At 66.9% G+C, this 13129-nt stretch carries 10 protein-coding genes; 7 read left to right on the top strand and 3 right to left on the bottom strand.

Annotated features, from left to right (window positions below):
- Positions 1 to 76: 76 nt before the first annotated feature.
- Positions 77 to 2803: a leucine--tRNA ligase gene (leuS, locus tag IU514_RS02440; RefSeq protein WP_194929551.1), complete on the bottom strand. Its 2727-nt coding sequence runs from the start codon at positions 2801 to 2803 to the stop codon at positions 77 to 79.
- A 134-nt stretch (positions 2804 to 2937) separates the two neighbouring features.
- On the opposite strand from leuS, the gene IU514_RS02435 reads away from it, so the two are divergent.
- The 3 genes from IU514_RS02435 to IU514_RS02425 all read left to right on the top strand — a co-directional run bounded on the left by IU514_RS02435 (position 2938) and on the right by IU514_RS02425 (position 7199).
- The gene (locus tag IU514_RS02435; protein WP_194929457.1) at positions 2938 to 3999 is read left to right on the top strand and encodes a class I SAM-dependent methyltransferase; all 1062 of its coding nucleotides are present in this window, start codon (positions 2938 to 2940) and stop codon (positions 3997 to 3999) included.
- Positions 4000 to 4051: 52 nt separating this feature from the next.
- Positions 4052 to 5764, top strand: coding sequence for a sensor domain-containing diguanylate cyclase (locus IU514_RS02430; RefSeq protein WP_194929456.1), 1713 nt, complete (start codon positions 4052 to 4054; stop codon positions 5762 to 5764).
- Positions 5765 to 5903: 139 nt separating this feature from the next.
- Positions 5904 to 7199 (top strand): metal-dependent hydrolase family protein, encoded by a 1296-nt coding sequence (locus tag IU514_RS02425; RefSeq protein ID WP_194929455.1) that lies wholly within the window; start codon positions 5904 to 5906, stop codon positions 7197 to 7199.
- Positions 7200 to 7220: 21 nt separating this feature from the next.
- Here IU514_RS02425 and IU514_RS02420 read toward each other — a convergent pair whose 3' ends face one another.
- Positions 7221 to 7817, bottom strand: coding sequence for a DUF998 domain-containing protein (locus IU514_RS02420; RefSeq protein ID WP_194929454.1), 597 nt, complete (start codon positions 7815 to 7817; stop codon positions 7221 to 7223).
- 103 nt (positions 7818 to 7920) lie between these two features.
- On the opposite strand from IU514_RS02420, the gene trxA reads away from it, so the two are divergent.
- From trxA to IU514_RS02400, 4 genes are all read left to right on the top strand, one after another.
- Positions 7921 to 8790 (top strand): thioredoxin, encoded by an 870-nt coding sequence (trxA, locus tag IU514_RS02415; protein WP_194929453.1) that lies wholly within the window; start codon positions 7921 to 7923, stop codon positions 8788 to 8790.
- An 86-nt stretch (positions 8791 to 8876) separates the two neighbouring features.
- On the top strand, positions 8877 to 9338 hold the full coding sequence (locus IU514_RS02410) for a DUF4442 domain-containing protein (protein ID WP_194929452.1): 462 nt from the start codon (positions 8877 to 8879) through the stop codon (positions 9336 to 9338).
- A gap of 99 nt (positions 9339 to 9437) precedes the next feature.
- The gene (locus IU514_RS02405; protein ID WP_194929451.1) at positions 9438 to 11462 is read left to right on the top strand and encodes a bifunctional serine/threonine-protein kinase/formylglycine-generating enzyme family protein; all 2025 of its coding nucleotides are present in this window, start codon (positions 9438 to 9440) and stop codon (positions 11460 to 11462) included.
- A 66-nt stretch (positions 11463 to 11528) separates the two neighbouring features.
- Positions 11529 to 12185, top strand: coding sequence for a DUF502 domain-containing protein (locus tag IU514_RS02400; RefSeq protein ID WP_194929450.1), 657 nt, complete (start codon positions 11529 to 11531; stop codon positions 12183 to 12185).
- A gap of 208 nt (positions 12186 to 12393) precedes the next feature.
- Here the strand turns inward: IU514_RS02400 and IU514_RS02395 are convergent, their stop codons facing one another.
- The gene (locus tag IU514_RS02395; RefSeq protein WP_194929449.1) at positions 12394 to 13128 is read right to left on the bottom strand and encodes a DUF3800 domain-containing protein; all 735 of its coding nucleotides are present in this window, start codon (positions 13126 to 13128) and stop codon (positions 12394 to 12396) included.
- Position 13129: the final 1 nt, after the last annotated feature.

Genomic DNA, 13129 nt, shown 5'->3' with positions numbered 1-13129 from the left:
CGAAGGGCCGGGGTGTGGCGCTAGAGGCCCAAAGTTTGCCCACGCAAACTTTGGGGGCTAACCCGCCGCAGGCGGATTAGCCCGCGACAATGTTCACGATCTTCCCCGGCACCACGATCACCTTGCGCACGGTCAGGCCCTCCAGGTACTTGGCCACGTTCGGCTCCGCCAGGGCCAGCTTCTCGGCTTCCTCCTTGGCGATGTTGACCGGCACGTCGATCGTGCCGCGCAGCTTGCCGTTGACCTGCACCGCCAGCGTCACCGCATCGCGTGCCAGCGCGCCCGGATCGGCCTGCGGGAACGGCACGTCCTCGAGCAGCGTCTCGGGGTGGCCCAGCACTTGCCACAGCGCATGGCTGACATGCGGCGTGACCGGGTTGAGCAGCAGCACCATCGCCTCCAGCGCTTCGTGTCGCACCGCGCGGCCCTGCTCGCTCATGTCGTTGAACTTGCCGACATGATTGAGCAGTTCCATCAGCGCGGCGATCGCGGTGTTGAAGCTGTGGCGGCGGCCGTAGTCGTCGCCGACCTTCTGGATGGTCTCGTGCAGCTGGCGGCGCAGCGTCTTCTGCCCGGCATCCAGCATCGGCGGATCGACGCGGGGATGATCCGGCTGCGACGCATGGGTGACGACTTCGCGCCAAAAGCGGCGCAGGAACCGCGCCATGCCTTCCACGCCGGCCTCGTGCCATTCCAGCGACTGCTCCGGCGGCGCGGCGAACATCGAGAACAGGCGCACGGTGTCGGCACCGTACTTGCCGACCATCAGCTGCGGATCCACGCCGTTGTTCTTCGACTTCGACATCTTCTCGATGCCGCCGATCACGACGGGCTTGCCGTCGGCGATCAGCGTCGCGCCGGTGATACGGCCACGCTCGTCGCGGCTCACCTCGACGTCGGCCGGGTTGATCCATTCCTTCGAGCCGTCGTCATTGTCGCGGTAGAAGGTTTCCGCGATCACCATGCCCTGCGTCAGCAGGTTGGTGGCCGGCTCGTCGGACGCGACCAGGCCCTGGTCGCGCATCAGCTTGTGGTAGAAGCGGAAATACAGCAGGTGCAGGATCGCGTGTTCGATGCCGCCGATGTACTGATCGACTGGCGTCCAGTACTTGGCGCGCTCGTCGACCTGCTGCGAAGCGCCGGGTGAGGTGTAGCGCGCGTAATACCAGCTCGACTCCATGAAGGTGTCGAACGTGTCGGTCTCGCGCTCGGCATCGCCGCCGCAATCCGGACAGGTGGTCTTGCGCCACTGCGGGTCGGACTTGATCGGCGAGGTCACGCCACTGAACGCCACGTCTTCCGGCAGCACGACCGGCAGCTGGTCCTCCGGCACCGGCACGTCGCCGCACGACGGGCACAGGATCACCGGGATCGGGCAGCCCCAGTAGCGCTGGCGGCTGACGCCCCAGTCGCGCAGGCGGAAATTGACGCGGCGCTGGCCACGGTTCTCGGCTTCGAAGCGGCTCGCCAGCGCATCGAGCGCCTGCTGGAAGTCCATGCCATCGAAATCGCCCGAGTTCACCAGCCAGCCGCGTTCGGTGTACGCCGATTCCTCGGCGATGCGGCGCTGGAACTCTTCCACGACCTGCACGGCCGCCGTGGTTTCGTAGACGTCGACCGAGCCGGCGCCGCCCAGCGCACTGCGCATCGGGTCGTCGTGGCGGGCGACGTGCTGACCGATCTCGGCGATCGCGTCGCGCACTTCGAGCGGCACGATCACCATCCTGATCGGCAGCGCGTAGCGCTGGGCGAACTCCCAGTCGCGCTGGTCGTGTCCGGGAACGGCCATCACCGCACCGGTGCCGTAGTTCATCAGCACGAAGTTGGCGACGTACACCGGCACCTGTTCGCCGGTGATCGGATGCACGGCGCGCAGGCCGGTGTCCATGCCGCGCTTTTCCTGCGTCTCCAGTTCGGCCTCGGTGACCCCGCCCTTCCTCAGCTCCTGCAGGAATGCGGCCAGGTCCTCGTCCTTCTCCGCGGCGGCCACCGCCAGCGGATGCTCGGCAGCGATCGACACGAATGTCGCGCCCATCAGCGTGTCAGGACGCGTCGTGAACACGGTCAGCGGCGGCATGGCGCGGCCGTCCTCGTCGACGACGTCGAAACGGATCTCCAGGCCTTCGCTGCGGCCGATCCAGTTGCGCTGCATCGTCTTGACCGCGTCCGGCCAGCCCGGGAGGGTGTCGAGGCCGTCGAGCAGTTCCTGCGCGTAGTCGGTGATCTTGAGGAACCATTGCGGGATCTCGCGCTTTTCCACCACCGCGCCGGTGCGCCAGCCGCGGCCGTCGATCACCTGCTCGTTGGCCAGCACGGTCTGGTCGACCGGATCCCAGTTGACCACCGCGTTCTTGCGGTAGGCCATGCCCTGCTTCATCAGCCGCACGAACATGCGCTGCTCGTGCACGTAGTAGTCCGGCGTGCAGGTGGCGAACTCGCGCGACCAGTCGATCGCGTAGCCCATCTGCTGCAACTGCGCCTTCATGTGCGCGATGTTGGCGTAGGTCCACTTCGCCGGCGCCGTCTTGTTCTTGATCGCGGCATTCTCGGCCGGCAGGCCGAAGGCGTCCCAGCCCATCGGCTGCAGGACGTTGAAGCCGGTCATGCGCTTGAAGCGGCTGATCACGTCGCCGATGGTGTAGTTGCGCACGTGGCCCATGTGCAGCGCACCCGACGGGTACGGCAGCATCGACAGGCAGTAGTACTTGGGCTTGCCGGGGTCCTCCGTCACTTCGAAGGCGCGGGTCGACTCCCAGTAGCGCTGGGCGGCGGTCTCGAGCGCCTGCGGTTCAAAGGGGCGGATTTCGGTTGCGGCTTCGCTGGACACGGCGGCGGGGGAGACGTCGGGGAAAGACTGTGAAGCCTACCGCAGCGCACCATGAGCCGCCACGCGCGCGGGTACCATTGGCGCCCTTTCCGATCCGTCCCGGAGCCGATTTGACCCGTTCCGCCGAGCAACTCGACCAGGCCCGCCGGCAATGGCTGGCCGGCCTCGCGGCGCGCCATGCGGCCGAAGACAGCGCCGATTCCGCGCTTGCGCTCGCCCGCGGCGAATGGATGTGCGGCGACTACGAGGACGCGATCGGGCATTTCATCCAGGCGCGCGACCGTGCGCGGCAATCCGCCGAGGCCCATCTCGCACTGGTCCGGGCCGCTTCCATGACCGGGCAGCGTGACCTGGAGTCCGCCGCCCTCGGCGAGGCCCTGGCGTTGCACGCCGGGGATCCGGACCTGGCGCTCCACGCCGCACTCGACCGGGTACCGGAAGACCTTCAGGCGGCACGCGCCCTGCTTGCCCCCCATCGAGAACGGGCGCTGTGCGCCGAGTTCGACCAGGCCATCGCCGCGATCGAGTCCGGACACCCTCCGCAGCCGGTGCAGGACGCGGACCCGCGCCAACAGGCCCGCGCCGACAGCCTGCGCTGGGTCATGGCGCAGCGCCGGACTCCCGACGCGCATGTCGGTTTGCCGGCGCGCGTGCTCGAACGGGCCCTGGCCCTGGCCCCGGCCGACGGCATCACGCTGGAGTGCGGCGTGTATTTCGGGCGTTCGTTGCGACTGATTGCCCGCGCCACGACGGGGCCGGTGCACGGCTTCGACAGCTTCCAGGGGCTGCCGGAGGCCTGGAGCGCCCAGGAAGGCGCCGGCGCCTACAGCACGGCCGGACGGATGCCCTGGGCGGGCGGCAACGTCCAGCTGCATGCCGGCTGGTTCGAAGACACCCTGCCCGGCTTCTTCGCCCGGGAAACCGGTCCGGTACGGTTATTGCATGTCGATTGCGACCTCTACAGCTCCACCCGGACCGTGCTCCAGGCGGCCGACGCGGGGCTGGTGCCCGGAAGCGTGATCGTGTTCGACGACCTGCTCGCCTACCCCGGGTACGAGGATCACGAACTTAAAGCTTTTCTCGAGTTTGCCGATAAACGACATCTGGACTGGGAAGTGATCGGCGCGTGCCTGCTTGGACGCGAAGTGGCCATCCGCATCACCGCCCGCTGAAGCAAGGACGCGTCCACGAAGGTTCCGATTCGAGCTTCCGACCCGAACGACCATGCCCACCTCGTCCCGACTGCGCCCATATCGCCTTGCTGCCATCGCCTTGTCGGCGGTGCTGCTGGTCGGCGTGGCCGGCGCCATGCTGTGGAGCATCCGGGTGTTCACCCACAGCACCGACCTGGTCAAGCACTCCTTCCAGGTCATGAACTCGACGGAAGTGATCCGCTCGGCCATCCGCGCGGCCGAGTCCAATGCGCGCGGCTTCCGCATGAGCGGCCGCCCGCAGATGCAGCACGAGTACGAATCGATGCTGCCGGTCATCCAGCTGCACACGTCGCGACTGATCGCGCTGACCGCCGACAGTCCGACGCAGCACCTGCGCGCCCAGACCCTGCAGGCCGCCGTCACCAGCCGTCTGCGCGGCATCGCCGACATGATCGAGGTGCAGCAGTCGCAGGGCACCGGACAGGCGCTGGCCCTGAGCCGCACCGGCAAGGGCTTCGAGCAGATGCTGCTCATCAACGACATCACCGACAGCATCCTGGCCGAGGAACAGGGACTGCTCGCCGCCCGCAGCGCAGCGACTACGCGACAGGCGTGGATGGTGGTCGCCGCCATCGTCATCGGCATCGTCCTGCCGATGCTCCTGCTGGGGGTCATGCTGTCCAGCCTGATCCGCGAGAACCGTCGCAGCCGCCTGCTCGAACGGGGCGCGCTGGAGGCGGTGCGCGAGCTGGAGGAGTCGCTGGTGCAGCGCGACCGCTTGTCCGAACAGCGCCGCATCCTTGGCGCCTACGCCGGGCTGCTGCAGAGCTGCCAGACCGTCGACGAGGCCATGCGCGTCACCGCGCAGGTGGTCACCGAACTGCTGCCGGGCACCGGCGGCCGCTGCTACGTGTTGCGCGCATCGCAGAACCTGGCCGAGGCGATGTCCACCTTCGGCGAGTCGCCGCTGCGCAGCGACGACATGCTCGAACCCGACCGCTGCTGGGCGCTGCGCCGCGGCCAGCCGCATCACACCGGTGGCCGCCACGGCCAGGTGCGCTGCACCCACGTCCATGGCAACGCAACGTCCGCGGAAGGCGCATGGACCCTATGCGTGCCACTGATCGCGCAGGGCAACTCGCTGGGGCTGCTGCACGTCAGCGGCGATGGCGGCAGCGACGGCGAGCGCGGGACCATTGCGGAGGCCGTCGCCGAACAGTTGAGCCTGGCGATGATGAACCTGCAACTGCGCGAAACCCTGCGCGTGCAGTCGTTGCGCGACTCGCTGACCGGCCTGTTCAACCGCCGTTATCTGGAGGAAAACCTGCAGCGGGAGTTGCTGCGCTGCGAACGTCGCGGTTTGCCGCTGTCGGTGATCATGCTCGACGTCGACCACTTCAAGCGCTTCAACGACCAGCACGGCCATGTCGCCGGCGACGCCCTGCTCGCACGGGTCGGTCACACGCTGCAGGGCCTGACGCGCAACGAGGACATCGCCTGCCGTTACGGCGGCGAGGAGTTCGCCATCGTGCTTCCGGAAACCACCCGCGAAGTCGCGCTGCAGCGTGCCGAGGAGATCCGCCAGGCAATCGCCTCCACCACCGTGCTGCACATGCGCAAGACGCTGGGACCGACCACCGCGTCGCTTGGCGTCGCCACCTTCCCCGAGGACGGCGATTCGCCGGTGGTCCTGGTCGAGCGCGCCGATGCCGCGCTGTACCGCGCCAAGGCCGCCGGACGCGACCGCATCATCGAAGCCTCGCGGGCGAAGTCCGGGGCCTGAGGGCAAACCAGGCAGCGGCTTTGCCGATGCTGCCGTATTCCGGACCTGTGCCCCGCCCGCCACGCTCGACGTGCCGGCCGGCCCATTGCCGCGCACTGCGGTGTGGTTCAATCGAAGCAACCATCTGGGGAGATGATCCGTGTTGAAACCACTTGCACTGGCGCTGGCCGCCATCACGGCCAGCGTGGCCGCACACGCCGCGGAACCCGCTCGCGCGTTGCATTGCGGCCAGTTGTTCGATGCCCGCAGCGGCAAGCTGCTCGATGCGCGCACGGTGGTCGTGCGCGACGGCAAGGTCGCCGAAGTGCTGCCTGGCCGCGCCAGCGTCGCCGATGCGCAGAGCGTCGACCTGTCCGGCCACACCTGCACGCCGGGCTGGACGGACCTGCACGTGCACATGGGCAGCCAGTCCAGTCCGCAGAGCTATTCCGAAGGCTTCCGCCTCGACGATACCGACTACGCGTTCCGCTCCGTCGGCTATGCGAAGAAGACGCTGCTCGCCGGCTTCACCAGCGTGCGCGACCTTGGCGGCGAGGTGTCGCCGCACCTTCGCGACGCGATCAACCAGGGACTTGTCGACGGTCCGCGCATCTGGGCCGCGGGCAAGTCGATCGCGACCACCGGCGGCCACGCCGATCCCACGAACGGCTACAACGACGCGCTGTCGCACCTGATCGGCCCGCCCGGCCCCACCGAGGGCGTGATCAATTCCATCGACGATGCGCGCCAGGCCGTGCGCCAGCGCTACAAGGAAGGCAGCGACGTCATCAAGATCACCGCGACCGGTGGCGTGCTGTCGTACGCCAAGTCCGGCGATGCGCCGCAGTTCACCGTCGACGAGGTGAAGGCGATCGTCGATACCGCAAAGGACTACGGATACCGCGTCGCCGCGCACGCGCATGGCGATGAAGGCATCCGGCGCGCGGTGCAGGGCGGCGTGACCAGCATCGAGCACGGCACCTACATGAGTCCGGAAACGATGTCGCTGATGAAGCAGAAGGGCACGTGGTACGTGCCGACGGTCTATGCCGGGCGCTTCGTCGCCGACAAGGCCAAGGTCGACGGCTATTTCCCGGAGCTTGTGCGCCCCAAGGCCGCCCGCATCGGCGCGCTGATCCAGGACACCGCATCACGCGCGTACAAGAACGGCGTGAAGATCGCCTTCGGCACCGACATGGGCGTGGGCCCGCATGGCGACAACGCCCGCGAGTTCGTCTACATGGTCGAGGCTGGCATTCCCGCCGCGGTGGCGTTGCAGGCGGCCACGATCCGCGCCGCCGAAGTGCTTGGCGTAGATGACCAGGGCGTGATCGAGGCCGGCAAGCGCGCCGACATCGTCGCAGTCCCCGGCAACCCGATCGAGGACATCGGTGCGGTGTTGAAAGTCGACTTCGTGATGAAGGACGGCGTGATGTACCGCCAGCCCCAGGGCTGACCTCGATGGGTGGCGTCGCGGTCAGCGCGATCGCGACGCCACGATCACTACGCACCACCACAGCGCGAGCAGCAGGCGCTGCGCGACCGGCCCGGTCAGCAGCACGCCCGACACGACCGTCAACGCAAGGCCAGCGATCGCTGCAAACCCGGCCAGGCCGGCAAGCCTGCGCCAGCCTTCACTGCGCCGCAGGCCGAACGCCAGCAGCGCCATGCCGGGGACGAACGCGATCCACCACAGCGTCCAGCAGGTGGCGTGCCATTGGCTGACCGGTCCATCGAGGTCCGCCGGATCCAGCGGCAACAATCCCTGCGCCGTATACGCCAGTGCCGACAGCAGCAGCAATGCCGAACCGATGCCCCCCATCCATCCGGCCGCCTTCGGCATGCGTGTGCGCATGCGCAGCGCGACGGCAACCGCCAAGGCCCCGGGCAGCACGAATGCCAGCAGGTTGAAGGCCAGCGCCCCCGGAACACCACGCGCACCCAGCCAGGCCAACGGATGGAGGACATGCGAGTAACCGTCGAGCGCGGCACCGAAACCGATCACGGCAAGGACGCTGCACGCGGCGGCGAGCAGCCCGAGGTTGATGTCGAGGCGTGGAGACAGGCGGATCATCCCGACATGCTAGCGTGCGCAACCCGCGACACCCACCATCCCGCCTTGCCTGCCAGCGGTCCCGCCCCCACTTACCAGCGAAACGTCCGACGAGCTCTTGCCGATGACTGCCGATACCGCCCTGCCCCACGTCTTCGACGCCACCGCCGACAACTTCGAAACCGAAGTCCTGCAGAAGTCCATGCAGACGCCGGTGCTGGTCGACTTCTGGGCGGAGTGGTGCGGCCCGTGCAAGACGCTCGGACCGATCCTGGAAAAGCTCGCGGCCGAGTACCACGGCGCCTTCGAGCTGGCCAAGGTCGACGTCGATAAGGAGCAGCAGCTGGCAGGCGCCTTCCAGGTGCGCTCGATCCCGACGGTATTCCTGGTCAAGGGCGGGCAACTGGTCGACGGATTCCCGGGCGCGCTGCCGGAGGGCCAGCTGCGCGAGTTCCTCAAGCACCATGGCATCGAACCTGCGGCTCCCGCCGAGGCCGAGGAAGTCGCGTCGGCGGCACCGGCCGACCCGCATGCCGAGGTGGTCCGCCTGCGTGGCGAGGTCGCCGCCCAGCCGGACCAGGACGAACTCAAGCTCGATCTTGCGCTGGCGCTGCTGCGCACCGGTGCCGCCCAGGAAGCCGAGCACCTGCTCGATGCACTCCCGGCCAACCTCGCCACCGATGACCGCGCCCAGAAGGCACGAGCGCGGCTTGGCTTTGCCGCGCAGCTGAAGGACGCACCACCGGTGGAGGTGCTGGAAGCCGCGGTCGCCGGCAATCCCGACGACCTGCGCGCGCGGCACCTGCTGGGCGTGCAGCGCCTGGTGGCCGGCGATTCCGAAGCGGGCCTGGAGCAGTTCCTGGAGATGCTCCGGCGCGACCGGGCTTACGCCGACGGCCTGCCGCGCAAGGCCCTGATCGACGCGTTCCGTGTGGTCGAGGACGAGGACCTGGTGGGCCGCTACCGGCGCCGAATGGCTTCGCTGCTGTTCTGACGAAACCCGGGGTTTTCAGGCCCCGCTTCTACTGTACGCATGCGTATGGCAAGCTGGCACTCCCCCAGCCTGCCGATTCACCGCGAATGAAAGCCAGTCTCCTGCGCCGTGGCCTGAACCTGTGGCCGCCGTTCCTCTTTGCTGGCGTCCACGTCACCGACCTCGCCGACGACTACCGGCATGCGCGCGTCGAACTGCGCATGCGCCCCTGGAACCGCAACTACGTCGGCACGCATTTCGGCGGCAGCCTGTTCGCCATGACGGATCCGTTCTGGATGCTGCTGACGATGAATGCGATGGGACGCGACTACTACGTCTGGGACAAGGCCGGCACGATCGAGTTCGTGAAGCCCGGACGCGGTTCGGTGCACGCGCAATTCCAGCTCGAAGAAGCCACGCTGGAGCAGCTGCGCAGCGATGCCGCCGATGGCGAGAAAGTCCTTCACTGGTTCGACACCCACATCATCGACCGTGAAGGCGATGTGGTGGCGAAAGTGAGGAAACAGCTCTACGTGCGTCGGAAACCCGCAAAACGCAGCCAGAAGTGACGCGCCACGTCACTGCAAAAACCGCGGGAACGTGACGAGCGGTTGTCGAGACGTTGACACCAACGGCGTATCCTTAGCGGGTCGCGACGGGGGGCGGCGATGTCCACCACAGCATCGAACAACGACAGCAAAGCAGCAGGACCCTTGCCGGAGGTCGCCGGTTACCGGCTGCTGCGCGTGATAAACCACGGCGGCATGTCGACGGTGTACCTGGGACAACAGCTCGCGCTGTCGCGCGAAGTCGCGATCAAGGTGATGCAGCCGCAGGCGTTGGCCGATGAAGTGAGCCGGCGCCGCTTCGAGAACGAAGCGCGCACGATCGCGCGACTTGAACACCCGCACATCGTCAACATCTACGAAGTCGGGCGCACCGGCGACGGCCTGCCGTACTACTCGATGCCATACCTGGCGCGCGGCCACCTCGGCCAGCGCAGCTTCGTCAAGAACGGCGTGACCGACGAAGCCCGCGTCATCGACATCCTGCGCGCACTTTTGTCGGCCATCGAATATGCGCACAGCTGCGGCGTCATCCATCGCGATGTCAAAGCAGAGAACGTACTGTTCGACGACAGCGGAAGGCCGCTGCTTGCCGACTTCGGCATCGCCCTTCGCCGCGGCTTCGGGCCGCGCGTCACCGCAGCCGGCCTGGCCGTCGGCAGCACCGCCTACATGGCGCCGGAACAGGCGCGTGGCGAAGACGTCGATGGCCGTGCGGATCTCTACAGCCTCGGCGTGCTGGCATGGGAGATGCTCACCGGCCATCTGCCCTATCGCGCCGCCGATGCGCTGTCGATGGCGGTGATGCACGCGCAGGACCCGATTCCGAAGCTGCCCGCTTCGCTGCGCCATTGGCAGCGTTTCATGAACCGCGCACTGGCGAAGGGACCGCTCAACCGCTTCCAGAGCGTCGCGCAGATGCGCGAAGCCATCGCCTCGATCGAGCAGCGCCGCGGCTGGCCGCGTGTCGATGCGTTCATCGAGCGTATCCGGACGATGATGCAGTCGCCGACCAAGGTGTGGGCCAGCCTCGTGCTGCTGGCCGCCGCCGGACTCGGAACGATGTGGATGCTCACTCGAGGCGGCGAAGACGGTTTCTTCCACGTCGGTGCGGCGACGACACCCGCCGCGGTGGTGACGCCGGATCCGACCGACGCGATGATGGCGCCGCTGCCCGAAGCACCGCTGCAGCGCGCGCTCGACGACACACGCCGCCAGATCGCCCAGCGCAAGCTCACCTCGCCGGACGACGGCAACGCCTATTCCAGCGCGCTCGCCGCCTGGCATGCCGACAGCACCAATCCTGAAGTGCACCGCGTGATTGGCGAATTGACCACTGCGCTCGGAGAAGAACTGGCGCGGAACCTGCGCAATGGAAACGACGCCAAGGCGCGCGATTACTTCGCCACGGCAACCGCGCTCGGCGAACAGACCGGCAATGCCAACAGTGCCGAGCAGAAGGCATTGCGCCGCACCGCCACGACCGAACTGCAGACCCGGCTCGACAAGGCGGTGAAGCGCTATGACCGCGAAGCCGCGCAACGCGTGGCCACGCTGGCGCCCGACTTCGAGATTCCGGCGCCCACGGTGGCGAAGATGTCCGCCAGCGCGAAAGCCATTCCACGCAAGGGACAGGTCCTTCCGGGCGATCCCGCGGGCGCGATATTGCGAGAGGGCGAGCGCGGTGCGTTCGCCATCAGCCAGAAGCCGGTCACGCGCAATGACTACCAGCGCTTCGCCGCCGCGACCGGACGCAATCCCTCGCTGTGCCGCGAGCGCGCCTCGGTACTGCGCCTGCTGTCGCCGAGGAACTGGGAAGCGCCGGGCTTCACACAGGGCGCGGGCGAGCCCGTGGTGTGCGTGTCCTTCGAGGACGCCGAGGCTTACGCGCACTGGTACAGCCGGCAGACCGGACATCGCTACCGGCTGCCCAGCGCGGACGAGGCGCGAAAGGGTGCGGCCGAGATCAGCGGCCGCGACATCTCGCTGTGGCTTCGCGACTGCGGCCGCAACTGCCAGCAGCGGCAGGCGGTGGGTTCGTCCTGGCGCAGCCAGGAACAGCAGCGCCCGCTGACCTCGGCGCGAGGCTACGACGACGTCGGCTTCCGCCTGGTGCGCGAACTGTAGCCAGTCCGGCCGTTCCGCCCGATCGGGACGCGTGGCGCGCCGCTTGCTCGCCTACAATGGGCGCCCATGCGCAAACCCACCCTGCAACGCCTGTTTCTCACCGGCTTGTTGACCCTGCTGCCGATCTGGCTGACCTGGGTCGTCATCAAGTTCGTCTTCGTCCTGCTGTCGGACATCAGCCGCCCGCTGATCGGCCCGGCCCTGCAGGACCTTGCCCGCCTGAATCCCCTGTCGCTGGCCTGGCTGACCGAGCCCTGGGTGCAGAACGCACTGGCCCTGCTGGCGACGCTGGCGGTGATCCTGCTGTCGGGCGTGATGGCGCGTCGCGTCATCGGCCAGCGCATGCTGCGCTGGTTCGAGTCGTTGATCCAGCGCATCCCGCTGGCCAACACGATCTACGGCAGCGCGCGGCAATTGCTGGACATCCTGCAGACCAAGCCGGACGGCACGCAGCGCGTGGTGCTGGTGGACTTCCCGCACAAGGAAATGAAGTCGATTGGTTTTGTTACCCGCGTGATCCGCGAACACGGCACCGGGCGCGAACTCGCCGCGGTGTACGTGCCGACCACGCCCAATCCGACTTCCGGCTACCTGGAGATCGTGCCGGTCGAGAAGATCACCCCGACCGACTGGACCGTCGATCAGGCGATGAGTTTCATCATCTCCGGCGGCGCGGTCGCGCCTGACACCATTCCGTTTAGCCCTCCGAGCCAGTCGCAGTAAGGGTTTTAATAGCCAAAGCCCAGGCGTTCTTTGGCAGTCTAAAGTGGGCCTGATTCCCCAGTTAGTAACCCTTTGGCATCGCCTGAACGGCTACGCAGAACTACGCTCCGGTCTGTTGACAGGTGGCGTAAATACCCGGAGCATCATCTGCAAGTCGGACTGGAAATATCCGGTCGGCGCTGGGCCCCTCACGGGGCCCTTCGCTTTTCTAGGGGAACAACTTCACCCCCCAACCCAACGCTTCGTCCTGAGCATTGCGGCGGATCTTTGTCCGAATCGTCTCGTACGCCCTATTCGCCTGCTCAGGTCGGATTGTCCGAATCCCGATGGGGCGGGCGGCCAGATCTGCGAGCTGCAGCCCGGCGGAGTTCGCCACCTTCGGGACCATGACCAAGTCGAATGGTAGAGCGCGGCCACACGCATTGTTGCCGTTGACGATTCGCTCGAAAGCAGTCGCGAGCTGAGCGTCTTCGACCTTACCCCGGCACTCGACGACCACATGGGTCTTTCTGGCACCCTGCCCTCTCGAATTCAGCTCGAGGAACGCGCGCTCGAGTACAAAGCTCATCGAAAGGTCATAGGGACTTGCCGGTGCGGCGTATCGCCGCGCGTACTCTTCCTTCTTGATCACGCTGTAAATCAGCATGTATTCGCACTCGGCGAATATCTCTGTGATCTGCTGGTGGAAGGCATTCCGAACGTGCTCGATCTGGAGGATGGAATAGACTCCCTTGGGCTTCCTGATGTCGTGCTCGTGCAAGACGACTTCAGCATGCCCCCAGACGTCAAGCTTCAGCTTGGTTAATCGTGGAACCAGCTGGTTTACGTAGTGGTCCTTCCGGATCAGAACGCAGCAAAGCACAAAGACCGGATAGTGGCGATCGATTGATGCCAGGCCATGGTCACCGCTTTCATCTATGAAAATCAGGTAGTCGCTGTTCACC

It is taken from the genome of Lysobacter niastensis (assembly GCF_015453285.1).
Taxonomy (GTDB): domain Bacteria; phylum Pseudomonadota; class Gammaproteobacteria; order Xanthomonadales; family Xanthomonadaceae; genus Lysobacter_J; species Lysobacter_J niastensis.
The sequence above is the reverse complement of the archived record's forward strand: the minus strand, read 5'-3'. Positions and strand labels throughout refer to the sequence as shown.

What these genes read in the sequence shown, in the direction of transcription:
- IU514_RS02420 (WP_194929454.1), bottom strand. Translation starts at nt 7,817, where the DNA reads ATGATCCGCCTGTCTCCACGCCTCGACATCAACCTCGGGCTGCTCGCC.
- IU514_RS02410 (WP_194929452.1), top strand. Translation starts at nt 8,877, where the DNA reads ATGAAAGCCAGTCTCCTGCGCCGTGGCCTGAACCTGTGGCCGCCGTTC.
- IU514_RS02430 (WP_194929456.1), top strand. Translation starts at nt 4,052, where the DNA reads ATGCCCACCTCGTCCCGACTGCGCCCATATCGCCTTGCTGCCATCGCC.
- trxA (WP_194929453.1), top strand. Translation starts at nt 7,921, where the DNA reads ATGACTGCCGATACCGCCCTGCCCCACGTCTTCGACGCCACCGCCGAC.
- IU514_RS02400 (WP_194929450.1), top strand. Translation starts at nt 11,529, where the DNA reads ATGCGCAAACCCACCCTGCAACGCCTGTTTCTCACCGGCTTGTTGACC.
- IU514_RS02405 (WP_194929451.1), top strand. Translation starts at nt 9,438, where the DNA reads ATGTCCACCACAGCATCGAACAACGACAGCAAAGCAGCAGGACCCTTG.